The following is a 25,096-nucleotide window of genomic DNA, read 5'->3' as shown; positions in this document are numbered from 1 at the left end:
CTTAATCGTCGCCTTTCAGTTTTTTACGCTCGACATAGAGTTCTGCGGCTTCACGGACAAATGCAGCGCAAATTTGGGCTTGATAACGCTGTTCAAGATCGTCGGCAATGGCAATGAGTTCTTGCTTAGTCGAACGATAAGGGCGCAACGCATTGTAGATTTCAAGGATGCGATCATCCGGCACTGAGGTAAGTTCGGCAGCACGTTCAAAATTCACCGCCAGGCGATCACGACCAGCATCTTTGGCAATCTCGGCCTGAATACGCAATGTTTCAGGGGTTATGCGCATATCCTGGGCGGTAACTTTATCGCTGAGTACATTTTCCAGAGTGAAATCGTCGAGCGTTTTATTGGTTGCCGTTTTGACCCATTCTGGGTGTTTATTTGCCAGCGGGTAATCAGTCACTTTGGCGCTCAGTGTTGATGAGTGGGGGGCCGCAGAAACAGGAGTTGTATCCTGTAGACTATTCATACGGTTCAACACGTCCCTGACCATCGACTCAATTGCATCGGTATTCATGAAGGTTTCCTTTGTTAAAACGTCACGCGCAGTTCTTGCGGCTTTTTGCCAGTGACCACGTACCTGGTCTCTTTGATATGCAAAATGGCAGATTTGGCCTGGTATTTCGGTCGCGCCATCTGATCGTTGAGGGTCGGAACGGGTTGTGGAGACTCACGCTTCGCATAACGCGCGGCGTTTTTGCCAATCTGGCGATAGGTTTCCAGCGTCAACAATGGCGCTTGTGGGAACAGCTCTAGGTTAGACAGGGGAGGAAGCCCTTGCTGGTGGATAACTGTGGTGCCTTTCGACTGGATACCAATAGCAATGCCTGAACCACTAAGACGATCGCCTTCGACCGCTACGAATGCGACATCAGATGATTTAAAGCAGCGAATCACTCGGGCTTTAATGCCTTCTTCTTCGATACCGGCAATCACTTCGCGCAAAATGTTTTTATGCGGAATGCCGATAATATTGACGGTCTGCGCCAGGCCAAAAGCCGGGCCTACAGCAATAATGACTTCATCTTGCTGAACACCTTGTTGGGCTTCACCAATTTCGGTCAAAAATTTTCCGCCATCCGGCGCGGAAGTGGCAGTTGCGGCGACAGGTGCGCGAAATGAAACGGACTTGTCGCTGGTTTGCATTTCTGCCAGCACGTCTTCGATGATCTGACGAAGTAATTTCTCGTTAATTTCCATTTCTCACCCTTAGTCAATTTCGTTGGGATCAAGTGCACCGGGAATATTTTTGATCTCTTCCCAGCGTTCCCCTTGCAGGCGATAACCCGTAGCCGGTCCGGCGTAATCATTGACGTCATTGACCGCAGAGAGTACTTGTCCGTCATCGACGATAATGGCTGAGGTATGGAGATAATCGCCGGTCAGTTTCGCTTTTTGCATGTTGAGCATGTCCTGCGCGACATCGGTAAAACCGCCTTGCGCCAGGGCTTTCACCACTTCCAGACTGTTACGGTTTTTATTGATAATTTCCTGGGCAAACTTTATGTCTTCTACGATGTTGCGCTCTGGCATATCTTTCGAACCGTGGGCATAGGTCGCTGCTTCGACTTCTTCATCGGTAATGGGCGGTAATCCCATACCTGCAAAGACAGCCTGTAAAGCGCGTGCGGCTTTATTGCGGATGGCGATAACATCTTCTTCGCGCACCGGTCGCAGGCCGCCATCAACCTTCAGGTCACGTTGAAGGACGTTATAATCATCGAAGTCTTCGGCATCTTCGTTTGAGCCGGCAAACATGTTGTCGTAGTTCGGTACTGCGGAAAAACCGGAAGAGATAAAGTCGGTGCCCGGCAGAAACTGCATCAGGAAACGTGCGGTACGGCGCATATCTGAGTGGGTAAAGGTCTGGTCATTACTGGAGGCGCATTCCAGATCCAACGATGAGCAAATTAAGTTTTCCGCCAGTACTGCACGGATGCCTGACGGCACAGCCGATGGCACGCCGATGCAGCTTACGGAACCGTTTTGCAGACCCTGAACACCCGCGGCCTTGGTGATGTAAATGCAACGTGCCTCAAGATAAAGCATTGATTTTCCTTCCGCATAGCCCATCTGCACTTCAGAACCGGAGCCGGAAGTAAAACGCATTTTTAAGCCGCGAGAAGCATAAGATGATGCGAGAAACCCTTTTGACCACGGTGTATCGTCGCCGTCGGTGAAAACGGGTTCCGTACCGTAGACAGAAATCGTTTCGGCGTAGCAGGTGTGGCCTAACATACCGAGTTTCAGTTCAGTGGCTTCTTCCAGTGAACACTGGGTTAAGACGCCAGGGCGTCCCACCTGCGAACCTACCAACAGGGCGATAGCATTGAAAGGTGCATAACGAGCAACGGCAACGGTGGTTTCCTGTTCGTCAAACCCGCGCCATGCTCCCTCGGCCGCGTCGGCAGCAATTTGCACCGGGTTATCTTTGACGTTGGTGACGTGAGCCTGTTGCGATGGTGTGCGACGGGCGCGCATTTTCTGCATCGCCATCATCATTTCTACCACGTTCATTTGTGAAACAACTTCGACGATTTTGGCGGGCGTCATTGCTGTGGTCAGGGGAACAATATCGCTACGTTTGACATTTGGATCGCACAACATATTGGCAAGTTTGACCGAGCTCATCGCGATGACTTCTTCGGCACGCGCGAGATTGATACCGTAGCGGGCGATAAAGTGGTCGATCAAGTCAAACTGGCTGGCGGGTTTTCCATCCAGCTCGGTGACGATGCCGTTAACAATTTTTATTGATGGTTTCGGGTCGTTCGGGCTTTCCATCGCAATGAAGCCTTCTTCAATCCACTCTTTAACGAAACCATCCTGGTTAACCGGGCGTTTTTCCAGTGCTTCAAATCTTTTCGATCTCATGAATCTGCCTCATGGAATTCAGATGTAGGAAGGGCGATCGTTTTTCGGTGTATCACCGAGAGTCGAAAGCACGGTTTTACCGATTTCGCGAGCGGAGATGACCGCCTGTCGGACAGCGCCGGAGTCACCCGAGATAATCAGAATGACTTCATTACTGAAGCTGGTGCCATGAGCTGGGGAGCTGTATGCCACGACATCCACATTGGCGGATTTCAGCGCAGTATCGGCCATCAGAACACCAACAGCAGCCGGAGCGCCGACAATGACGCCACAAGCGCGGCCCAGTGGTGCGCCAAACGCTTTTTCCAGTGCATAGCTGGCGCGAGCGGTATATTGCAGTTCAAGATGTCCGGCTTCATTGGCGTAGACGTCGCCAAAGGTTCGGTCGAGTTCTTTCAGTGCAACTTCAATACCGCGTTTCACGTCGGAAACATCGTTGCCACCTAAGAGGATTAATGAGCCGTGTCCGGCACCACCTTTGGTATCGCGAGGAAGTTCAATGCTAATAACTTCAGTGTTCGTGGCTTTTACTGCTTCATCCGCGGCCATAATGTGTGGCCCCGCACCAATACGCGCGCCCAGAATGCCAATGGAGCGATAGCGTTTTTCAAGTTTCATCGCGTCCAATAGGGCGCTATCAACATTCGCAATGACCAGACCTACAGTGTCGCCAATAGCGGTGCCAACAAATTCCGTTAACGTGCAGCTTTTTTCTGCCATAGCCGTCTCTCGTGTTTGATGAGTGGTTTTCGGGAGAACCTCATGCTCTGGCGTCGCTACGCGAGCGATGACCTGCGCCATGATCTGTTCGACCAGTTCATTGCTGCTCATGGGTTAATTCCCTTTGGTAAGATTTTTTCGACATCAGTATGTGGGCGGGGAATTACGTGTACGGCTTTCACTTCACCGACGTTACGTGCGGCGGCGGCACCTGCGTCTGTTGCCGCTTTTACCGCCCCGACATCACCACGAACGATGACGGTCACCAGCCCGGAACCTATTTTTTCGTAGCCAACCAGCAATACATTTGCCGATTTAACCATGGCATCTGCGGCCTCTATGGCGGCAGTTAAGCCTTTGGTTTCAACCATTCCTAACGCTTCTTGTTGCATAAAGACCTCGCCTGGATTTTTTGACGATATGACTATAAAAAAAAGCGAGAAAAAAGAATGGCTGACTTAATCATCCGATGAGCAAAATTAATAGAGGGTAAATATTATAAAATTGCCTTAATTATCTATATGTTATTAATTTACTGGTCGTTTTCTGGTTTTTTTAATGTGAATTAATTGCATTGGTCGGTAGATTTAATTTGCACTAATGCTTTGTCGGGTTGGGCTTTGCGGAAGTGAATTGTGATATTTGTTTAAGTTTTATTATATAAGGATGGCAATTTTTTATTGTGGAAATCTGGCAGAGTTGGCGAGCTCAATAGCGATTGTATCTAAGTTGAATATTTTTTGAATGACAATAATTTGCTATATCAACACGATTTTTCAGCGTGCCGGTCATGCATGTTGGCAATATTTTCCCCGGCGCAATTTTTATAGTTGCGCTCGATATACACGACAATCAGTGCACGATTAACTGATAAAGAAACAAACTCCGTAAAGAAGGTGTCACTATGAATGATTCACTCAAGGCGCAATGCGTTGCCGAGTTTTTGGGCACCGGACTGTTCCTCTTTTTTGGCATTGGTTGTTTATGCGCCCTAAAACTTGCCGGGGCAAGTCTGGGTCTGTGGGAAATTTGTATCATTTGGGGGTTAGGTATTTCACTTGCTGTTTACCTTACGGCAGGCATTTCTGGCGCCCATCTGAACCCAGCGGTTACCATTGCTCTGTGGTTGTTTGCTGCTTTTCCTGCCCGTAAAGTGTTGCCATATTGTGTGGCACAATTGGCGGGGGCCTTTGGTGGAGCCGTTCTGGCGTATTTTTTATACAACAGCTTGTTTACCGATTTTGAATCTACTCACAATATAGTTCGTGGTAGCGCTGAAAGTTTGCAACTCGCCAGTATCTTTAGCACTTATCCGGCTGCCGCGTTAAATGTATGGCAGGCGGCGTTGGTTGAAGTGGTCATTACGTCCATGTTGATGGGGTTGATTATGGCGTTAACCGATGACGGCAATGGCGTACCAAAAGGACCTCTTGCTCCTTTACTTATTGGCATTCTGGTTGCTGTTATTGGTGCATCTACTGGACCATTAACCGGTTTTGCCATGAATCCAGCGCGTGATTTCGGGCCAAAAATTTTCACCTGGCTTGCTGGTTGGGGGGAAATAGCGATGACCGGTGGGCGTAATATTCCTTATTTCATCGTCCCCATTATTGCTCCGATCATTGGGGCATGTGTTGGTGCAGCAATTTATCGTTTTCTCATTGCAAAAAACTTACCTGTCAATAGTGTTACGCCTAAAGACATCATCGAATAGTGAAATAACATAGCGGTTATAAACGTTTATTTTTTTACTGTTTGTGATCTGCTTTCAGAACTTATTAAAAAGTCTCCCGCCTCACGGAGGCTTTTGTTATTGTCCTTTGTGCTTCTCGTCAGTAAATCATTAGGGATGATGTGAAGATTAAATGTAAAACAATTGTTTTACCATAACAATAAATTAACTGGGAGGTTTTATCATGATTTCTGCGGCGACACTTAATTCAGAACTCATTAATAAAATCGCGCAGGATTTTGCGCAGGCGACCAGCCTTGCGGTTGTCGTGGTTAATATCCACGGTGATGAAATTTCCGAGCTGTTTAACTTCACCTCATTTTGTCAGATGATGCGGCGACATCCTCAGCTTAGCACACGCTGCCGCATGAGCGATCGTTGTGGGGGGCTGGAAGCCTCTAAATCCGATCAACCTTGTATTTATCGTTGCCATGCAGGATTAACCGATTTTTCTATCCCTCTGGTGATTGCCGGGCATTTAGTCGGCTTTGTATTGTGTGGACAAGTCCGCCTGCGTAATGATGATGTCGATTTAGTCGATATTCTGAATGTCGATGATTGTTGGCAGGCAGATCCCGAGTTACTTAATGAATTTCGCAAAGTCCCGGAGATGGATTACTCGCGAGTTATGGCTTCTGCTGATCTGTTGAAGTTAATTGTGGAAAACTGCCTCAAAAAACAACTCAATTTTGTTGTTATTAAAGAGAATAAACCTTATTCGGATCCGCTACGTCAGACTCGCACGCCTAATCCCCACGATAACAAAATGAAAAAAGCATTACGCTATATTGATGCGCATTTATCAGACGATTTGCGCCTGGAAGATGTTGCCTCCCATGTTTATCTCAGCCCTTATTACTTCAGTAAATTGTTCAAGAAATATCATGGGATTGGTTTTAATGCGTGGGTAAACCAACAACGGATGGCCAGCGCCCGCGAGTTGCTGTGCCATAGTGACTGGAGCATCGCCAGCATTGCGCGTAATTTAGGCTTTTCGCAAACCAGTTATTTTTGCAAAGTTTTTCGTCAGACGTATCAGGTAACACCACAGGTATATCGTCAGCAAATTAGCGAAAATACAGCAGCGGAAACAGCATAAATTGAATGTAAAAAATGAGGGATGACTAAATAGATTCCGACAGTAATAATTAACGTTATTTACGTGTTATGGGAAAAGTGAAATCAGCTCATAACATACGCTGACAGGTTTGGCACATTTGTGCCTGGGAAGTGGGTGTAAATCCCTCGCAGCCCCCGCTGCTGTAATGCTGACAACCCCGAAAATACCACTGATCGCGAGATTGGGAAGGGTGGGGGAGGATGACGCTAAGCCAGAAGACCAGCCTGCCAGTCAATACCAACAACTTCGGTGGGAAGTGGGTTGCCCGGAAGCGTCTGCTTGAGCACTGACGCGTCTTTATACCCCTACCACCCTGAAAGGATCAGGGGATGGCGGCATCATTTAGTTTATTCATCGTAGTGCCGACAGGCATCAGGGCTGCACTCAAGGCGCAGCAATCTTTTTTTATGGTATATCAACCTGACCGTCATTGCAGGAAACCAAGCGGAGGACGGAGGGTATGAAAACGATGAAACCCGAATCGATAGCACTTTTTTGCCTCTCCACTGGCGATATTGAATTGGCTAAACATCTGGCTGAAATGTTGCCAATGACCTGTTTTGTTGGTGAGGACTGGCAGCAAGGTTTTCTGCCTTTTAACGGAGGGCCAGTACAATCGTTGTCAGATGCATATAGCGATTATTCAGTGCTGTTATTGATTGCTGAAAACGGGGCATCCATACCAGAAAGCTTTTCTCATCCTGATGGTGCGACGGTAATCTTAATTGCAGAGCACAATGCCCGTTTGTTGGCCGGTCCGACCGGTGGAGCAGTAGCATTAATCAATTATCTGAATGAGACGTGTCGATGGAGAGAATCTGTTGCTAATGACGCATTTTGTCGGGCGTTTTCACAGGGAAATCAGACTATCTCACAATGCCGTCCTCATTCGTAATGAATTGAGAATACTGGATTTTTATTTTTATTACGCGCAGTATTAATCGAGGGAATGTTATTACGGTCAGCACGGTGGTGTATCCATTGTTCTGGTCAATGAATACCATCATACAATTGAATCAGGAGTCCGTATGATGATTTTAGTGACGGGTGGAGCACGGAGCGGGAAAAGCCGGCACGCTGAGGCGCTTATTGGGAATTCTCCACAGGTTCTGTATATCGCCACTTCGCAAATCCTTGACGATGAGATGGCGGCACGAATTGAGCATCATCGACAAGGCCGCCCGGTGCACTGGCGTACAGTGGAACGCTGGCAACAGCTTGATGAGTTAATTAATGCGGACATTAATCCGCAACACGCCGTGTTGCTGGAATGCATTACGACAATGGTGACTAATCTGTTGTTTGAATATGGCGGCGATAAAGACCCTGACGAATGGGACTATATGGCGCTGGAGCTGGCGATTAATGACGAGATTCAGTCGTTGATTGCCGCCTGTCTATGTTGCCCTGCAAAAGTCGTAGTAGTCACCAATGAAGTGGGAATGGGGATTGTGCCGGAGAATCGCCTGGCGCGACATTTTCGTGATATTGCCGGGCGAGTGAATCAGCAACTGGCCGCTGCGGCAGATGAAGTATGGCTGGTGGTTTCGGGTATTGGAGTAAAAATCAAATGAGTAAATTATTTTGGGCGATGCTCTCTTTTATTACGCGTCTGCCTGTACCGCATCGTTGGTCCCAGGGGCTGGATTTTGAGCATTATTCTCGCGGTATTATTACTTTTCCTTTAATTGGTTTATTACTTGGTGCTATTAGCGGACTGGTCTTCATGGTGTTGCAGGCATGGTGTGGTGTGCCGCTGGCGGCATTGTTTAGTGTGCTGGTTCTGGCGCTGATGACCGGAGGATTCCACCTGGATGGGCTTGCAGATACCTGTGATGGCGTATTTTCTGCTCGTAGCCGCGATCGCATGTTGGAAATCATGCGTGATAGTCGTTTAGGAACCCACGGCGGTCTGGCACTGATTTTTGTTGTGCTGGCAAAGATTCTGGTGTTAAGCGAGCTGGCATTACGTGGTGAGCCGATCCTTGCATCTCTGGCAGCAGCGTGTGCGGTCAGCCGCGGAGCCGCTGCGTTATTAATGTATCGTCATCGTTATGCCAGGGAAGAAGGGCTTGGCAATGTGTTTATTGGTAAAATCGATGGACGACAAACCTGTGTCACCCTCGGTTTAGCCGTTATTTTTGCAGCCGTATTATTGCCAGGTATGCACGGTGTTGCTGCTATGGTGGTGACGATGGTGGTGATTTTCATCCTCGGTCAGCTTCTCAAACGTACTCTGGGTGGGCAGACCGGCGATACGCTGGGAGCGGCCATTGAACTTGGTGAACTGGTTTTCCTGCTGGCGCTGCTGTAAGACAGATAACCCAGGAGAAGTGACATGCAAACACTCGTCGATTTACTGAATACAATCCCTGCTATCGATTCTGCCGCTATGTCGCGCGTACAACGGTATATTGACGGGTTACTAAAACCCGTCGGTAGTCTGGGAAGACTGGAGTCGCTTGCCATACAACTGGCGGGAATGCCGGGGCTGAATGGCACACCTCATGTGGGCAAAAAAGCAGTACTGGTCATGTGTGCCGATCACGGCGTCTGGGATGAGGGGGTCGCTATTTCCCCGAAAGCGGTGACAGCCATTCAGGCTGAAAATATGACACGCGGAACAACAGGCGTGTGTGTGCTGGCAGCACAAGCGGGTGCTAAAGTTCATGTGATTGATGTGGGGATAGATACTGCAGAGCCAATCCCCGGACTTATCAACATGCGTGTCGCCCGAGGTAGTGGCAACATCGCCTCAGGCCCGGCAATGAGCCGCTGCCAGGCTGAAGAGTTGCTTCTGGAAACCATCCGTTATACGCGTGAACTGGCGAAAAATGGCGTAACGCTGTTTGGTGTGGGCGAACTGGGGATGGCAAACACGACTCCGGCAGCGGCGATAGTTAGCGCTATGACGGGACATGATCCTGAAGTTGTGGTGGGTATTGGTGCAAACCTGCCAACAGATAAACTGGCTAATAAAGTGAATGTTGTCCGTCGGGCAATTACGTTGAATCAACCGAATCCACTGGATGGTGTTGATGTACTGGCAAAAGTCGGTGGGTTTGATTTGGTCGGAATGGCTGGCGTGATGTTAGGTGCCGCCTCCTGTGGTTTACCTGTATTGCTGGATGGATTTCTATCTTATGCCGCCGCGCTTGCGGCCTGCCAGATGTCACCCGCTATTAAACCTTATCTTATTCCTTCTCACTTATCGGCAGAAAAAGGGGCGCGTATTGCGCTGGCGCATTTGGGAATGGAGCCTTATCTCAATATGGAAATGCGCTTAGGTGAGGGGAGTGGCGCGGCACTGGCGATGCCCATCGTTGAAGCAGCTTGTGCGATATACAGCAGCATGGGCGAACTTGCTGCCAGTAATATTGTTCTACCCGGAAATACAACTTCTGGATTGAACAGCTAAAAACGGAAAGCCTGACAAAAGCTATACTTATTGGATAACTTTCGCGACTTAGGAAAGGGATATGATGCGTCGTGTAAATATTCTTTGTTCATTTGTTCTGTTTTTTGCCAGCCATCATAGTCTGGCGGTAACTTATCCACTACCTCCAGAGGGTAGCCGTTTAGTGGGGCAGTCTCTTACGGTTACGGTTCCCGATCGCAATATCCAGCCGCTTGAAACTTTTGCTGCGCAGTACGGGCAAGGGCTGAGTAATATGTTGGAAGCGAATCCAGGCGTTGACGTTTTCTTGCCGAAGTCTGGCTCGCAACTCACCATTCCGCAGCAACTGATTTTACCCGACACTATACGTAAAGGGATAGTCGTTAACGTTGCTGAGATGCGTCTTTATTACTATCCGCCAGACAGTAATACTGTAGAAGTTTTTCCTATCGGGATCGGTCAGGCCGGGCGTGAAACCCCGCGTAACTGGGTGACTGCCGTTGAACGAAAACAAGAAGCGCCAACCTGGACGCCAACTCCCAACACTCGCCGCGAATATGCGAAACGAGGGGAGAGTCTGCCCGCGTTTGTCCCTGCCGGACCCGATAATCCTATGGGGTTGTACGCTATTTATATCGGCAGGTTATATGCCATCCACGGTACTAATGCCAATTTTGGTATTGGCCTACGGGTGAGTCAGGGCTGTATTCGTCTGCGTAATGACGATATCAAGTATCTGTTTGATAATGTTCCGGTAGGCACGCGTGTGCAAATTATTGATCAGCCTGTGAAATACACAACGGAACCGGATGGTTCAAAGTGGCTGGAAGTTCATGAACCGCTGTCGCGCAATCGGGCGGAATATGAGTCTGACAGAAAAGTGCCATTGCCGGTAACGCCTTCTTTGCGGGCGTTTATCAACGGGCAAGAAGTTGATGTAAACCGTGCAAATGCTGCGTTGCAACGTCGCTCGGGAATGCCTGTGCAAATTAATCTTGGCGCAAGGCAGAGGTTTTAAAATAACTGCCGAGTGAATAGCAAAAAGCCCGCGTTAAAAGCGGGCTTTTCAAAATTTGGCTCCTCTGACTGGGCTCGAACCAGTGACATACGGATTAACAGTCCGCCGTTCTACCGACTGAACTACAGAGGAATCGTGAGAACGGGGCGAATATTAATGGCGAGGCCTGGGGATGTCAAAGGGGGAAATGCATTTTTTTGTTCGTTTGCTGCCAATTTCAACAAAGCGATGAACTTTCAATCTTTTTAATCATGTTCCATCGTGGTGCATATCACCCTTTCATGGGGCATGGGACATTTGTTCTGTAAAAAAGAGCAAGGGCAAAACAATCATAATCTCTTATTTGACAGGCTATTAGCTTTAGTACCAGCGGAAAAATGAAACTGGCAAGTATCTTGCAATCTGGTTGTAGTAATGTCGGCACTTGGGCTGACTTTTAAAAAACCGGAGGCACCATGAACTTTAGACGCCTGAAATACTTCGTAAAAATTGTAGACATTGGTAGCCTGACCCAGGCTGCTGAAGTATTGCATATAGCACAGCCTGCGCTCAGTCAGCAGGTTGCTACGCTGGAAGGAGAGCTGAATCAACAACTTTTGATTCGCACAAAACGAGGCGTTACACCGACAGACGCCGGAAAAATTCTCTACACCCATGCGCGGGCAATTTTACGTCAGTGTGAACAGGCCCAACTGGCGGTACATAACGTAGGACAGACATTATCGGGTCAAGTTTCGATTGGCTTTGCGCCTGGGATCGCCGCGTCATCTATCACCATGCCCTTATTACAGGCGGTTCGCGCCGAATTTCCAGAGGTGGTTATCTATCTACATGAAAATAGTGGTGCTGTTCTTAACGATAAACTTATTAATCGTCAGCTTGATATGGCGGTGATTTACGAGCATTCCCCTGTGTCAGGCGTATCCAGCCAGGCCTTGTTAAAAGAAGATCTGTTTCTTGTCGGTACTCAGGATTGTCCTGGGCAAAGCGTTGATGTTAATGCTATAGCGCAAATGAACCTCTTCCTTCCCGGCGATTACAGTGCAGTAAGACTTCGTGTCGATGAGGCTTTTTCCCTACGGCGACTCACAGCTAAAGTTATCGGTGAAATTGAGTCTATCGCCACACTTACCGCCGCGATTGCCAGCGGTATGGGCGTTGCAGTATTACCGGAATCGGCCGCGCGTTCGTTATGTGACGCTGTTAACGGTTGGATGTCACGTATTACCACACCTTCAATGAGTCTCTCATTGTCATTAAATTTACCCGCCAGATCGAATTTATCGCCACAGGCGCAGGCAGTGAAAGAGCTTCTGTTGTCAGTGATTAGTAATCCAGCTATGGAAAAAAGACAATGGCAATTGGTGAGCTAAACGTTATATCCGAATGGAATAAGATGCAGGTTTTTATTATTTGTTATGCCGGGCATTAGACTCTAACAATAGTGGATGTCTGATATGCCCGGAGTTTACCGTGAATTTCCAACAGCTAAAGATAATCCGCGAGGCTGCCCGTCAGGATTACAATCTGACAGAGGTCGCGAATATGCTCTTTACCTCACAGTCTGGTGTCAGCCGTCATATTCGAGAGCTGGAGGATGAACTTGGTATAGAAATATTCATTCGTCGGGGCAAACGGCTTCTTGGCATGACTGAACCGGGCAAAGCGTTACTGGTTATTGCAGAACGTATTCTGAATGAAGCCAGTAATGTTCGTCGGCTTGCCGAGCTGTTTACCAACGATACGTCTGGCGTACTCACTATCGCAACGACGCATACTCAGGCTCGCTACAGCTTGCCGGATGTCATTAAAGTCTTTCGCGAACTTTTCCCGGAAGTGCGACTCGAGCTTATCCAGGGAACGCCACAGGAAATTGCCACATTGCTACAAAATGGCGGCGCTGATATTGGCATAGCCAGTGAGCGTTTGAGCAATGACCTCCAACTCGTCGCCTTCCCCTGGTTTCGTTGGCATCATAGTTTGCTTGTTCCTGTTAATCATCCTTTAACAAAAATTACGCCATTAACGCTGGAATCAATAGCGAAGTGGCCGTTGATCACTTACCGGCAGGGGATTACAGGCCGCTCGCGTATTGATGATGCATTTACCCGCAAAGGTTTGCTGGCAGATATTGTATTGAGCGCCCAGGATTCTGATGTCATCAAAACCTACGTCGCTCTTGGGCTGGGAATCGGATTAGTAGCCGAACAATCCAGCGGTGAACAAGAGGAAGAGAATTTAATTCGTCTGGATACTCGCCATCTTTTCGATGCCAATACTGTCTGGTTGGGGCTGAAACGAGGGCAACTGCAGCGTAACTACGTCTGGCACTTTCTGGAACTGTGTAACGCTGGATTGTCGGTTGAGGATATTAAGCGGCAGGTGATGGAAAAGAGTGAAGAGGTAATTGATTATCAGATATAACAAAAAGCCCGCTATCAAAGCGGGCTTTTCAGAAATTTGGCTCCTCTGACTGGACTCGAACCAGTGACATACGGATTAACAGTCCGCCGTTCTACCGACTGAACTACAGAGGAATCGCTGTTGGGGCACATCTTAACGGCGAAAAATATTTTGTCAAACCCGATTTTTAAAAAAACTAACTGTTTGCCGTTTCTATCAACAGTTTGTTGCATTTGCAGACAATTTGACAGCGAAAATCTTTGCAGCTTTGCTGATTCTCCCTCATTATTTGAAATGTGGTTTCACTTTCTGCAATTAGGGTCGGCTTTGAATATCTCCTCTGCTTTACGCCACACTCGCTGGCACGCAAAACGCAAGAGTTACAAAGTGTTGTTCTGGCGTGAGATAACTCCGCTTGCTGTTCCTATCTTTATGGAGAATGCCTGTGTCCTGTTGATGGGCGTCCTGAGCACTTTTCTGGTCAGTTGGCTGGGAAAAGATGCGATGGCGGGCGTAGGGTTGGCTGATAGCTTCAATATGGTCATTATGGCCTTTTTTGCCGCTATCGATCTTGGTACTACTGTCGTTGTGGCATTTAGTCTCGGTAAACGTGATCGACGGCGAGCCAGAGTAGCGACACGGCAATCATTGGTAATCATGACGTTGTTTGCCGTGCTGTTGGCTGTTCTTATTCATCATTTTGGCGAGCACATTATCGAATTTGTTGCAGGTGATGCCTCGACGGAAGTGAAAGCACTGGCGCTGACTTACCTGGAGCTAACGGTAATCAGTTATCCTGCGGCGGCTATCACCTTGATTGGCAGTGGGGCACTTCGCGGTGCAGGGAATACGAAAATACCGCTGCTTATAAACGGCAGCCTGAATATTCTTAATATTATTATTAGCGGTATATTAATTTACGGTCTTTTTTCCTGGCAGGGATTGGGTTTTGTCGGGGCTGGGCTGGGATTAACTATTTCCCGTTATATTGGCGCAATTGCAATTTTGTGGGTACTGGCGATTGGTTTTAACCCTGCGCTACGGATCTCGTTAAAGAGCTATTTTAAGCCTTTGAATTTCAGCATTATCTGGGAAGTAATGGGGATCGGTATTCCTGCGAGCGTTGAATCTGTATTATTTACCAGTGGCCGGTTATTAACACAAATGTTTGTCGCCGGGATGGGAACCAGCGTTATTGCCGGGAACTTTATCGCTTTTTCGATCGCGGCTCTTATCAATTTACCAGGAAGTGCACTCGGTTCAGCCTCCACAATAATCACCGGTCGAAGACTGGGGGTAGGGCAGATAGCGCAAGCAGAAATTCAGTTGCGGCATGTTTTCTGGCTGTCCACTATTGGACTAACGGCAATAGCCTGGTTGACTGCCCCTTTTGCCGGAGTTATGGCGTCGTTTTATACCCAGGATCCACAAGTTAAACATGTCGTTGTGATTCTGATTTGGCTAAACGCTTTGTTTATGCCTATTTGGTCCGCCTCATGGGTGTTACCTGCTGGTTTTAAAGGTGCTCGTGATGCACGCTACGCCATGTGGGTTTCTATGCTGAGCATGTGGGGATGCCGCGTGGTTGTGGGTTATGCGCTGGGAATTATGCTTGACTGGGGCGTGGTTGGCGTCTGGATGGGGATGTTTGCCGACTGGGCCGTGCGTGCCGTGCTGTTTTACTGGCGGATGGTGACCGGGCGTTGGCTATGGAAATATCCTCGCGCTGAACATAAAAAGTGTGAAAAAAAGCCAGTTGTGTCGGAATAAACGGCAAAACGCAGAATATTTCAGCAAACGCTTTCAAAATTAAAAAACAGGCTTTGACATTGTGGATGGGCATAGTTAATATTCGCCCCGTTCTCACGATTCCTCTGTAGTTCAGTCGGTAGAACGGCGGACTGTTAATCCGTATGTCACTGGTTCGAGTCCAGTCAGAGGAGCCAAATTCTGAAAAGCCCGCTTTGATAGCGGGCTTTTTGCTTTGCTACTTATCAAATCCTTCACATTTTTTCCTGACGCAAAGGATCTGAACTCATTACCGGAACGGCGGCTCATTAAAGGTTCGCAGTTTACGCGAATGCAGTCGATCGCCTTCCGCGCGCAGCAAATCTATCGCCCGAATGCCAATTTGCAGGTGCTCGGAAATAGCACCTTCGTAAAAACGGTTAGCCTGGCCGGGAAGTTTAATCTCACCATGCAACGGCTTATCTGAAACACACAGTAGCGTCCCGTATGGCACGCGGAAACGATATCCTTGTGCTGCAATGGTTGCACTTTCCATATCAATCGCCACGGCCCGGCTTAAGTTAAAACGCAGTGCAGAAGCCGAGTAGCGCAGCTCCCAGTTCCTGTCATCTGTGGTTACCACAGTGCCAGTACGTAACCGCTGTTTAACTTCCTCACCCGGTCTACCGCTGACCAGCTTGGTCGCGTCATAAAGCGCACGTTGCACTTCAGCAATGCTGGGAATAGGAATATCGGGCGGCAGAACCGCATCGAGAACGTGGTCATCGCGTAAATAAGCATGCGCAAGTACATAATCACCAATAGACTGGCTTTCACGTAATCCACCGCAGTGACCAATCATTAACCAGACATCCGGACGTAGCACCGCCAGATGATCACAGATGGTTTTTGCATTTGACGGCCCCACGCCAATATTCACCAGAGTGATGCCCTGACCATCAATAGTGATTAAATGCCAGGCGGGCATCTGGTGTTTTTTCCATGCGAGGTCGGAAATTGCTTCTTCAGGTGCTTCTGTTTCGGCAGTGATCCAGTTCCCGCCAGCGCAAGAAAGTGCAATATAAGGGCTTTCAGGATCAAGGATCTGGTTGCATCCCCAACGAACGAATTCATCCACATAACGTGTGTAGTTGGTAAACAAGACGAACGGCTGAAAATGTTCGACAGGTGTGCCGGTATAATGGCGTAACCGCGCGAGGGAAAAATCTACCCGGCGTGCATCAAAATGCGATAACGGAGAAAATTCCGCCGGATGATAAATGCCGTCTGCAGTTTCATCGCCAATTTGTGCCAGCTCTGTTGTCGGGAAATAACGCGTTAGCCCGGCGCTCATTGAGCGATCAAGCGTTAACTCGGAGCCATCAATGACATAGGGGTAGGGGATTTCATGCTGTGACGGTTGCACGGAGATATGCGCGCCATAATCCTGATACAACAAAGTAAGTTGTTCATTGAGATACGAACGAAAGAGAGCAGGGCGTGTGATGGTGGTGGTATAGCTGCCAGCGTGAGTAAAGCGACCGAAAGCGCGTGTTTTGGGGGGATTGGTTGTGCTGCCGTCCCAGGTCACGGTCAGTGATGGATAGACAAAAAGACCTTGTTTGCGGGCGTTTTCATCAGGCAATTCGCCACTTTTAATATATTTGCCAATGGCATTGCGTAAAGCGACTACAGATTGCTCATACAGCGCGTCGAGTTTATCCAGTGCCTGAGCTGGGGTCAGACCGGAGCCCTTATTATTCATGTGTGTCTCCTGTTCCATACAATTACCGCGTTTCCGATAGTATGTCACAGGAATGTGAAACAAAAGTGGAAGGCGAAGATCGAATGATCTTCGCCAGACCCTCAGGCGCGTTGATTGTCTTTCATCAACAAAGCAGTTATTGCGGAAATCAGGCATCCTGCCAGCAAATAAATGGCGACGCTATGCCAGTCTCCAGCAAAATAAGTAATGAGAGCTGCAGCAATAAAAGGTGTAAATCCACCCCCTACCACACTGGCAACCTGGTATCCGACCCCCGCGCCGCTGTAGCGATAACTGGCACCAAACATCTCGGTGAACATCGGTTGTTGCACACAAACCACCATGTCATGCGCAATGTTCGCCAGCATAATGGAGAAGAAAACAATCCAGAAAATGGACTGTGCCTCAAGCGCCATAAAGAAAGGAAACGCGCTTAACGCTCCAATTAACGCGCCAGTGATATACACCCTACGGCGGCCAAAACGGTCGGCAAGCCAGGCAAAACAGGGAATTGTCAGACAGCTTAACCCACCCACCAGCAAACCAATATTAAGGAACAATTCGCGCGGTAACCCCATATTCTGGGTTGAATAGTTAAGTGCAAAGGCGGTAACGATATACATTGTCAGCAACTCGCACAGGCGTAGTGCAATAATCTTCAGGAAAGCGCCGGGATGTCGTAACAGGGCTTCGATAACCGGGATACGCTTTTGCGCGGTCACTTGATTATGTTGCTGTTGTTCAAATTCAGCGGACTCCTCCATGCCATTACGCACCCACAATGCGCCCAGCACCAGTATGATGCTAAACAGGAAAGGGATGCGCCAGCCCCAGCTCAAAAACTGCTCATCAGTAGTCATCATGCTGATCAGTGAAACCAGTCCGGTTGAAAGTAGTAACCCTACACCGTAACCAACTTGTACGCCGCTGCTGTAAAAGGCTTTTTTATTTTTCGGCGCGCTTTCAACAGACAGCAATGCAGCGCCTCCCCACTCTCCGCCGACGGCAAAACCCTGAATGGCACGCAGCGTCACCAGTAAAATCGGTGCCCACCAGCCAATAGTCGAAAACGAAGGGAGAATACCAATCAAAGCTGTTGCGATGCCCATCATCCAGACGGTCAGCATTAACATGCGTTTACGTCCCAGACGGTCGCCAAAATGGCCGAAAATGACACCTCCGAGCGGACGGAAAAGGAAACCGACCCCAAAAGTAGCAAATGCGGCGAGCGTTCCCATTGCCGGGCTTATTTGCGGGAAAAACTCGCGATTAAACACCAGTGCGGCGGTAATGCCATAGAGTAAAAAATCGTACCAGTCGACGACGGCACCGGCGAAACTGCCTAACGCAGCTCGTCGGGCGCGACTTAACGAAAGCGTGCCTTCATCGGGACGCGTGGAGATGAGCGTGGAGTCCATAATGTTCCTGTTTGTACTGTCTTTTTATAATTAGTATGGAAAAGGTAACTCACATTGCCGTCGAACTATAAACGAACCTTATGAGACTACCGCGACAGAGAGCATCTGCAAATGTTTTTATGTCAGGAAATGACTATGGGGGACGGGTAGGGACATCACTGTAATGTGCGGAAACGAAACAGAATTGTGGGTTCAGGCGCGTATTAGAAATTCAAAAACAGCGAGAAAAATGTGATTGCTAAAGTCGCGCAGGTTACTTACAGGCGTTATTTTTCGCGGATGAATTTTTCGAATTTTCTCAATGGGATTTGTGTCACTGACATGGGGCGGACTAGCTGTTTGAATGATTGGCGGAGAGAGGGGGATTTGAACCCCCGGTAGAGTTGCCCCTACTCCGGTTTTCGAGACCGGTCCGTTCAGCCGCTCCGGCATCTCTCCGTTCAGATTGTTGCCATGATGCCAGGAAATTTGGCATTTTAACAGTCTCTGTCCGTGCAATTTTGTTCAAGTGACGAGTTTGCGAGCAAAACGATGATTAAGTGGCCCTGGAAAGTACAAGAAACCGCCCATGATGATGCAATTCCGTGGAAGGAAGCTTTGGCGATACCTCTTTTGACATGTTTGACTGAGCAAGAGCAAAACAAATTAGTCACTCTGGCTGAACGTTTTTTGCAACAAAAACGGCTGGTTCCTTTACAAGGCGTTGAACTTGATGCATTGAAAAGTGGTCGCATTGCCTTGCTGTTTTGCTTACCTGTTATGGAACTGGGACTGGAATGGCTGGATGGATTTCATGAAGTGTTAATTTACCCGGCACCATTTGTGGTAGACGATGAATGGGAAGACGATATAGGGCTGGTTCATAATCAACGTATTGTTCAGTCAGGTCAAAGCTGGCAGCAAGGTCCCATCGTGCTGAATTGGCTCGATATACAGGATTCTTTCGATGCCTCGGGATTTAATCTGATTATCCATGAAGTTGCACATAAACTGGACACCCGAAATGGCGATCGCGCCAGTGGCGTCCCCTTTATTTCTTTACGCGAAGTCGCGGGCTGGGAACACGATCTTCACGCTGCGATGGATAACATTCAGGAAGAAATTGAGTTAGTGGGGGAGAATGCCTCCAGCATCGATGCTTATGCTGCCAGTGATCCTGCCGAATGTTTTGCCGTGCTTTCCGAATACTTTTTTAGTGCTCCGGAGCTTTTTGCGCCTCGCTTCCCCTCGCTGTGGCAACGTTTCTGCCAATTTTATCAGCAGGATCCACTGCAAAGACTGCGAAATGCTAATGAAAGGGACGCATATTCAGCACCAGATGTTCATTAAATATCAATTTTGTTGCTTAATTAACCGATTGAAATGGCTTGTGAATTTTAGTGTTGACACTCGCTGCACCACTCAGTAATATTCGCCTCGTTCTCACGATTCCTCTGTAGTTCAGTCGGTAGAACGGCGGACTGTTAATCCGTATGTCACTGGTTCGAGTCCAGTCAGAGGAGCCAAATTCAAAAAAGCCTGCTTTAAGCAGGCTTTTTGCTATTTAGCGCCAAATCATAACAGACATATCTAAAATCTCTTAAATCTGATAATTACATCAGGATTGAATTTTTACGATAATTCTTTTCACCGTGTTCCTGAATTCATCCAGATTGATGCGATCAATCTCTTTCCCTACTACAATTGTCTCTGAAATATCCGCCATTGCAGGCCAGCGTGTTTTATAATCGGCATACACGGCGATGACAGGAACATTATAAGCACTTGTCATATGCAAAATAGAGGTATCTGGCGTTATCGCGAGAAAAGCATTTTTTATGACGGCAGCAGAACGTGCTATTGAAGGAGCCAACGATAAATGATAGACATTGTCAAAATACTGGGTTAGCTCTACTGCTTTTTCAGTACCATTGGGTCCATGAACAATGACAATTGGCATATTTGTTTCATTTTTAATCATAGCTATTAGCTTTTGAGCTATTGTTTCTGAAAAGGTTCTTTCCTGGGCACTGCCATCAAGATTAAGAGCGATATAAGAACCCAATGGATCCAGTTCATAATGTACCTCGTCTATTACCTCTTCGTGGATCGGTAATTCAAATAAAGGGGGGACGGGTGGGAAACCTGCTTCTCGCATCATGAAAGCCCATGTCATTGGTACTGGCGCTCGAAGAGACTGATCCATTGTTGATGCCGATTTACATAATGGGGAATAACATGTCATCGTTAAACCCACAACTTGTAAATTCGTTTTCGCCTTTAAATGACTTATGAATAGCATTGTTTTCAAGTTTTTCTTGCGCATCGCTTCAATGCAGAGATCTGGTGTACCGTGTTGCTCTCTTATACTTTTCGCCAGTTTTTTTATTTCATTTAAGCTGGCATAGTCCTGCATTGTCATACTGACTAATGTTAATTTGGTGTATTTAAGATGAAGCGCATCAAAAACAGATTTATTAATTGTAGATGTGACAATTAATAAATGTTTTATTTTATGTGATTCCAGCGATCTAATTATTGGGTAAATAGCCATTGCATCACCAATTTGATCTGGAATGTGAATGACTGCAAATTCAGTATTTGCAATATCAATATCTTCACATGAATAATCATAATAGCTAAATGCAATGCGTCTAAAAATTGACGTTAACGACATATCTAACCTCGCTTCCCTACTGGTTAAAACGTGATGGAGTTTATCAGAGATAGTCGTTTTCTAAAATCGATAAATAACGTAATGCCACATAACATGTCCTTATATTTTATGTGTTAATGATTTGCTTGAATTATACTTATTATTTCAACAAAGGATTGTATTGCATTCTTCAATGCATGAAGCTGATGCAAAAATGGAGGTAAGACAAGAGATAAAGCGTCAACAACTGGTGGTGAACATCTCTCGTTTATTCAGTGGGGGAGATAAACCCCCACTTTTTTATTACACCGTAAGTGATGTCCGGTTAACCCACGTATGCCGCCAGCATTTCCTGTGCAGCAAGTTTGCCCAGCGCATTCGCTGCAAAAGGGCTGTCTCCGGTGAGAAGTTTACGATCCTTATGTACCCGGCCAGTAATGTCATCATTGATGATGTTCATTCCCATTTTCTTCAGTTCTTCACCGAAGTACCAGGTCAGATGACCCGGCATATAGCCAATATCTGGTGTTTGTTTGTCTGCTGCATCCGGGAATGCGCAAATTGAATAACCGTTTAGTGGGTTATCACCGTGGCGGAGCGACAGAAACGCAGCCGGGCCGTGACAAAGAGAGATAACAAAGCGGTCGTTTTCAATTGCCCATTGCAGAGCGGTAGCAACTTCTTTGCTTTCAGGTAAGCCAATAAGAGCACCATGACCACCAGGAACAAAGATTGCTGCGTACTCGCTGTCTGCGTTGAGGCTGGCGACAACATCCGCTAATTTCTTCGGATTGCGGAACAGAGATTTGTGCTGCTCAAAGAATGGCATCACTTTTTCATCTTTGTGTGGCATAGCCCAGTATTCAAACTTCGTCATCAGGCCAGAGATGGTCGCAACTTCGAACTCGAAACCAGCAGCATGCAGGTGATACAACGGCAGCAACGTTTCAATGGGATGGTTGCCCGTCGAGAATAGTTTACCGTTATCGGTCGGCAAATAGCGTTCGTCAGCGGCGATCACCAGAATTTTATGCTTACCGCTATACGGTTTTGGGTAGTCCACACCATCAAGATCAGATACAGGACTGGTATATTGGCTAAGCGAATATTCTGAAGGGAAGAACGCATTATCTTCAGCAATATCAATCTGCGGGTTCTTACTTGTTTGAACAGTCATAGTGTATTCCTTATTGTTACTTCGGTAGGTTAGTCACTATATTCGCGACTGAGCTGGATGCTATATTTAACCAGGAACGTAAAACGAGTCAATATACCTAAAGCGGTAGAGGGTTGCGTTAAACACGTCAGGGAAAATACATCACAGTTAACGAATAGTGTTCTCATCGAATCAACCTTATTTGCAATAAAAAACGTAAAGCGTAGCAATATATTTTAGTTCATTTTTCAGAAAAGATGAGATTGCATACTCTCGTTACATAGGGCGACTGTAAGAATCATAAATGAGATTTTTAGCAAAAAATAATGATGAAGCCGTTCTGTATAACCGTTAGTCGTGGAAAAATGATGAATCAGATTAAGCTTAACTGATGACAGATATGGTTAATTACATGCTATCAGATTCTCTAATTACAGTAGCAACCAGAAACAGGTGTGCGAGGAGTGGCTAAGGTTACAGCAGATATAATGCGCCAAATATTTAAGGCGTAACTATAATCTTTAACAGATAAATTAATAATAATTTATAGTCTTTTTTATATTAAGATGTTTTCAGAGGTTTTCTATGTACTGAAATATTGTTATTCCGGTGAATGTCTTTCTCGGGATGATAGGGAACTATCACTTTATTATGCGTAGTTTTTCGCTAACGTTTCTTCAGGGCATATTCATTTACCTGGCTTTATTCCGGAATATGTAAGAATCCTGGAGCGTAGATATGTTTCTGACATGCATCGTTTTAAAGATGCACTACGTGCTCAGGCTTTGCACTGTTTAGCGACTCTGGTTGAACAGAAACTGGCAGATGTTATTGTGCCGGGAGTCACCCAGGAATTGAGTTTTGTCGACATGCTACAGCGGTTGAGAGTGCCGCTGCTGGTGATTTGACGAGGGGGATAAAAAAGCCCGAGTTCAATGAGGGACGAACTCAGGCTGGATGAGTTTTTACAGTAACGTGCCGTGGCGCGTTGGCTGATTAGAACTGGTAGACTAAGCCTACAGCAACGATATCATCGGTTGCGATGCCGTTTGCTTTGTAGAAGTCATCGTCGTTATCCAGCAGGTTGATTTTGTAATCAACATAGGTGGACATGTTTTTGTTGAAGTAGTAAGTCGCACCGACTTCAACGTATTTAACCAGATCTTTGTTTGCGTAATGATGATTCCCCTGGCTGTCGAAGTTATCACCATTCAATCCGCCTAAATCCTTACCTTTAGATTGCAGGTAAGCGATGGACGGGCGCAGACCGAAGTCGAACTGATACTGAGCAACAACTTCAAAGTTCTGAGTTTTATTAGCGATGGCATCAGCATCACCGTAACCAGTCATGTTACGAGTTTCAGCGTACATGGCTGCTAAGTAAACGTTATTCGCGTCGTATTTAGCACCAACGGTCCATGCTTCCGCTGTTTCACCGCCAGCAGTTGCATCGAAGCGGTCTCCGTAACGAGTATCATGATAACCTTTGTGAACCTGATTATCGGTACGGTCAGAGTTGGAGTATGCAGCACCCAGACTTAAACCGAAGTCGAAATCATAAGAGGTGGACATACCGAAACCGTCACCATTTTCTTTAGACAGTTTACGACCATTACCATTACCTGAACCTTCCTGGCCAAACAGACCATCGCTTTCATTATTGCCTTGATATTGCAAAGCAAAGTTCAGGCCATCAACCTGACCGAAGAAGCCATTGTTACGGTAGGTTGCTACACCATTAGCACGGCCGTTCATGAAGTTGTCAGCGCCAGCGTAGGTATCACCACCAAATTCCGGCAGCATATCGGTCCATGCTTCAATATCATAAACAACGCCGTAGTTACGACCATAGTCGAAAGTACCATTCTGGCCAAAACCTAAGCCTGCGAACGCCAGACGGGTAGCAGAACCCGCTCTGTTACTTTCAGGACCATTTGCCTGCAAGTTGTATTCCCATTGACCATAACCAGTGAATTGATCAGCGATCTGAGTTTCACCTTTAAAACCGATACGGGCGTAGGACTGGTCGCCATCGCTATTCGCTGCATCATCAGCGAAGTAGTGCAGACCAACAGCTTTACCGTACAGATCAAGTTTATTACCATCTTTATTATAAATTTCAGCCGCATTTGCTGCGCCAGCAACTAATAACGCCGGGACCAGCATTGCCAGAACTTTTCTTTTCATTATGTATTCCCTTGTGATTATAATCTTCATGAATATATCAATAAGTGCCATTATCCAAAAAAAAGCACATTTGGATACTATTCTATGAAGTTCATTTTATTTTAAAGATTACATGTAACAAATATATTTAAAAGATTTCAAAATGTTTCTATCTTATTTAATATAATTCAAAATTATGAATTGCAGATACAAAAATTCATGTCATTTATGGTTGTATATCAATAGATTATTGATTTTGCGGAAGGATAGGTTGTGTCAATGAGTGTTGCACCAAAGACCCTGAGTGATCTTGCGCACATTATGAATGGCATAAAAAAAGCCGGCATCATGCCGGCCCAAAAATATAAACAAGACGATAAAGGCTAATAACGGGGTTATCATGACACAGAAAACGGAAAAGGTATAATTGTATTCAGTGCTAATATATACAAGATGTGAATTAATTAATTATCCACTGCCGAAAGAAAAATACTTTCTTATTTGTTTTTTCTGCAAATAATAGCCATTGGCTAAGATTTATATATTTGTTCAAAAAATGAGTGAGACTTGACTGTCTCAACTAATGTGGAAAAATGTGACTTTTATCACATAATAGTGCTAAGTCTGAATTTCCCGGGTTATCTTAAAATGGAGTACGGTTCGACAACGATGGAAGAGAGACTTTCTCGCAGCCCTGGCGGCAAACTGGCTTTATGGGCCTTCTATACATGGTGTGGCTATTTCGTCTGGGTAATGGCGCGTTACATTTGGGTGATGAGCAGGATCCCGGATGCCCCCGTGTCGGGATTTGAAAGTGATTTAGGCTCTACCGCAGGAAAGTGGTTAGGGGCATTAGTGGGATTTTTGTTTATGGCCCTGGTCGGAGCGTTGTTAGGTGGTATTGCGTGGTACACCCGACCCCGACCCGTGCGTAGCAGACGCTATGAGTAAAAACTGCTAA

Annotated in this window: 23 protein-coding genes, 5 tRNA genes and 1 riboswitch; of the genes, 15 read left to right on the top strand and 13 right to left on the bottom strand. The window is 46.7% G+C overall.

The window, feature by feature from the left end:
• Position 1: 1 nt before the first annotated feature.
• Genes pduE through pduA form a run of 5 tightly spaced genes read right to left on the bottom strand, consistent with a single transcriptional unit; the run spans position 2 to position 3,989 of the window.
• Complete coding sequence (pduE, locus tag A1WG_RS20740) at positions 2-520, bottom strand: propanediol dehydratase small subunit PduE (RefSeq protein ID WP_001516592.1); 519 nt, start codon at positions 518-520, stop codon at positions 2-4.
• 14 nt (positions 521-534) lie between these two features.
• Positions 535-1,203 carry a propanediol/glycerol family dehydratase medium subunit gene (locus A1WG_RS20745; RefSeq protein WP_000405038.1) on the bottom strand — a complete coding sequence of 223 codons (669 nt, stop codon included), beginning with the start codon at positions 1,201-1,203 and terminating at the stop codon, positions 535-537.
• A gap of 9 nt (positions 1,204-1,212) precedes the next feature.
• Positions 1,213-2,877, bottom strand: coding sequence for a propanediol dehydratase large subunit PduC (pduC, locus tag A1WG_RS20750; protein WP_001256922.1), 1,665 nt, complete (start codon positions 2,875-2,877; stop codon positions 1,213-1,215).
• An 18-nt stretch (positions 2,878-2,895) separates the two neighbouring features.
• Positions 2,896-3,708 carry a propanediol utilization microcompartment protein PduB gene (gene pduB, locus A1WG_RS20755; protein ID WP_000097486.1) on the bottom strand — a complete coding sequence of 271 codons (813 nt, stop codon included), beginning with the start codon at positions 3,706-3,708 and terminating at the stop codon, positions 2,896-2,898.
• Positions 3,705-3,989, bottom strand: coding sequence for a propanediol utilization microcompartment protein PduA (gene pduA, locus A1WG_RS20760; RefSeq protein WP_001183614.1), 285 nt, complete (start codon positions 3,987-3,989; stop codon positions 3,705-3,707). Before pduA ends, pduB begins: the two co-directional genes overlap by 4 nt.
• Before the next feature lie 512 nt (positions 3,990-4,501).
• Here pduA and pduF point away from each other — a divergent pair.
• The 7 genes from pduF (at position 4,502) to ldtA (ending at position 10,864) form a co-directional block, all read left to right on the top strand.
• Positions 4,502-5,311, top strand: a complete 810-nt coding sequence (gene pduF, locus A1WG_RS20765; RefSeq protein ID WP_001516591.1) for a propanediol diffusion facilitator PduF — start codon at positions 4,502-4,504, stop codon at positions 5,309-5,311.
• Between the two features lie 202 nt (positions 5,312-5,513).
• A complete protein-coding gene (pocR, locus tag A1WG_RS20770; RefSeq protein WP_000622053.1) occupies positions 5,514-6,428 on the top strand; it encodes a transcriptional regulator PocR in 915 nt (304 codons plus the stop codon).
• Between the two features lie 88 nt (positions 6,429-6,516).
• Positions 6,517-6,692: riboswitch (cobalamin riboswitch) on the top strand.
• 217 nt (positions 6,693-6,909) lie between these two features.
• Complete coding sequence (locus A1WG_RS20775) at positions 6,910-7,344, top strand: hypothetical protein (RefSeq protein ID WP_001516590.1); 435 nt, start codon at positions 6,910-6,912, stop codon at positions 7,342-7,344.
• 133 nt (positions 7,345-7,477) lie between these two features.
• A complete protein-coding gene (gene cobU, locus A1WG_RS20780) occupies positions 7,478-8,023 on the top strand; it encodes a bifunctional adenosylcobinamide kinase/adenosylcobinamide-phosphate guanylyltransferase (RefSeq protein ID WP_000973182.1) in 546 nt (181 codons plus the stop codon).
• Positions 8,020-8,763 (top strand): adenosylcobinamide-GDP ribazoletransferase, encoded by a 744-nt coding sequence (cobS, locus tag A1WG_RS20785; RefSeq protein WP_001516588.1) that lies wholly within the window; start codon positions 8,020-8,022, stop codon positions 8,761-8,763. The genes cobU and cobS overlap by 4 nt, the downstream gene beginning before the upstream one ends.
• Positions 8,764-8,787: 24 nt before the next feature.
• Positions 8,788-9,867 carry a nicotinate-nucleotide--dimethylbenzimidazole phosphoribosyltransferase gene (gene cobT, locus A1WG_RS20790; RefSeq protein WP_001194240.1) on the top strand — a complete coding sequence of 360 codons (1,080 nt, stop codon included), beginning with the start codon at positions 8,788-8,790 and terminating at the stop codon, positions 9,865-9,867.
• A gap of 61 nt (positions 9,868-9,928) precedes the next feature.
• Entirely contained in the window at positions 9,929-10,864 is a 936-nt protein-coding gene (gene ldtA, locus A1WG_RS20795) for a L,D-transpeptidase (protein WP_001516587.1), read from the top strand.
• A gap of 56 nt (positions 10,865-10,920) precedes the next feature.
• Here ldtA and A1WG_RS20800 read toward each other — a convergent pair.
• A tRNA-Asn gene (locus A1WG_RS20800) sits at positions 10,921-10,996 on the bottom strand.
• Between the two features lie 323 nt (positions 10,997-11,319).
• Here A1WG_RS20800 and nac point away from each other — a divergent pair.
• Positions 11,320-12,237 (top strand): nitrogen assimilation transcriptional regulator NAC, encoded by a 918-nt coding sequence (gene nac, locus A1WG_RS20805; protein WP_001011486.1) that lies wholly within the window; start codon positions 11,320-11,322, stop codon positions 12,235-12,237.
• Between the two features lie 100 nt (positions 12,238-12,337).
• Positions 12,338-13,288, top strand: a complete 951-nt coding sequence (cbl, locus tag A1WG_RS20810; protein ID WP_001516586.1) for an HTH-type transcriptional regulator Cbl — start codon at positions 12,338-12,340, stop codon at positions 13,286-13,288.
• Positions 13,289-13,325: 37 nt separating this feature from the next.
• Here the strand turns inward: cbl and A1WG_RS20815 are convergent.
• Positions 13,326-13,401, bottom strand: a tRNA-Asn gene (locus tag A1WG_RS20815).
• Positions 13,402-13,561: 160 nt separating this feature from the next.
• On the opposite strand from A1WG_RS20815, the gene yeeO reads away from it, so the two are divergent.
• Together yeeO and A1WG_RS20825 are read left to right on the top strand one after the other, a co-directional pair.
• Positions 13,562-15,037, top strand: coding sequence for a toxic metabolite efflux MATE transporter YeeO (gene yeeO, locus A1WG_RS20820; RefSeq protein ID WP_077627720.1), 1,476 nt, complete (start codon positions 13,562-13,564; stop codon positions 15,035-15,037).
• Between the two features lie 100 nt (positions 15,038-15,137).
• Positions 15,138-15,213, top strand: a tRNA-Asn gene (locus A1WG_RS20825).
• Positions 15,214-15,305: 92 nt separating this feature from the next.
• Here A1WG_RS20825 and amn read toward each other — a convergent pair.
• The 3 genes from amn to A1WG_RS20840 all read right to left on the bottom strand — a co-directional run bounded on the left by amn (position 15,306) and on the right by A1WG_RS20840 (position 18,616).
• Positions 15,306-16,760, bottom strand: a complete 1,455-nt coding sequence (amn, locus tag A1WG_RS20830; protein ID WP_001516584.1) for an AMP nucleosidase — start codon at positions 16,758-16,760, stop codon at positions 15,306-15,308.
• A gap of 101 nt (positions 16,761-16,861) precedes the next feature.
• Positions 16,862-18,178, bottom strand: coding sequence for a shikimate transporter (gene shiA / locus A1WG_RS20835; protein ID WP_000378543.1), 1,317 nt, complete (start codon positions 18,176-18,178; stop codon positions 16,862-16,864).
• A 348-nt stretch (positions 18,179-18,526) separates the two neighbouring features.
• Positions 18,527-18,616: transfer RNA gene (locus A1WG_RS20840), tRNA-Ser, on the bottom strand.
• A 93-nt stretch (positions 18,617-18,709) separates the two neighbouring features.
• On the opposite strand from A1WG_RS20840, the gene mtfA reads away from it, so the two are divergent.
• Positions 18,710-19,507 (top strand): DgsA anti-repressor MtfA, encoded by a 798-nt coding sequence (gene mtfA / locus A1WG_RS20845; RefSeq protein ID WP_001516583.1) that lies wholly within the window; start codon positions 18,710-18,712, stop codon positions 19,505-19,507.
• A 100-nt stretch (positions 19,508-19,607) separates the two neighbouring features.
• Positions 19,608-19,683: transfer RNA gene (locus tag A1WG_RS20850), tRNA-Asn, on the top strand.
• Positions 19,684-19,775: 92 nt separating this feature from the next.
• Here A1WG_RS20850 and A1WG_RS20855 read toward each other — a convergent pair.
• Together A1WG_RS20855 and hchA are read right to left on the bottom strand one after the other, a co-directional pair.
• The gene (locus A1WG_RS20855) at positions 19,776-20,834 is read right to left on the bottom strand and encodes a glycosyltransferase family 9 protein (RefSeq protein ID WP_001516582.1); all 1,059 of its coding nucleotides are present in this window, start codon (positions 20,832-20,834) and stop codon (positions 19,776-19,778) included.
• Positions 20,835-21,138: 304 nt separating this feature from the next.
• On the bottom strand, positions 21,139-21,990 hold the full coding sequence (gene hchA / locus A1WG_RS20860) for a glyoxalase III HchA (RefSeq protein WP_000218188.1): 852 nt from the start codon (positions 21,988-21,990) through the stop codon (positions 21,139-21,141).
• Positions 21,991-22,718: 728 nt separating this feature from the next.
• Here hchA and A1WG_RS25045 point away from each other — a divergent pair.
• The gene (locus tag A1WG_RS25045) at positions 22,719-22,877 is read left to right on the top strand and encodes a hypothetical protein (protein ID WP_228029473.1); all 159 of its coding nucleotides are present in this window, start codon (positions 22,719-22,721) and stop codon (positions 22,875-22,877) included.
• Between the two features lie 88 nt (positions 22,878-22,965).
• On the opposite strand, the gene ompC is transcribed toward A1WG_RS25045, so the two are convergent.
• Entirely contained in the window at positions 22,966-24,156 is a 1,191-nt protein-coding gene (gene ompC, locus A1WG_RS20865) for a porin OmpC (RefSeq protein ID WP_000824343.1), read from the bottom strand.
• A 648-nt stretch (positions 24,157-24,804) separates the two neighbouring features.
• Here ompC and drpB point away from each other — a divergent pair.
• The gene (drpB, locus tag A1WG_RS0121290; RefSeq protein WP_242664688.1) at positions 24,805-25,086 is read left to right on the top strand and encodes a cell division protein DrpB; all 282 of its coding nucleotides are present in this window, start codon (positions 24,805-24,807) and stop codon (positions 25,084-25,086) included.
• Positions 25,087-25,096: the final 10 nt, after the last annotated feature.

It is taken from the genome of Escherichia sp. KTE96 (assembly GCF_000408525.1).
Taxonomy (GTDB): Bacteria; Pseudomonadota; Gammaproteobacteria; order Enterobacterales; family Enterobacteriaceae; genus Escherichia; species Escherichia marmotae.
Note: the sequence above shows the minus strand (reverse complement) of the source record. Positions and strands in the feature narration are given on the sequence as shown.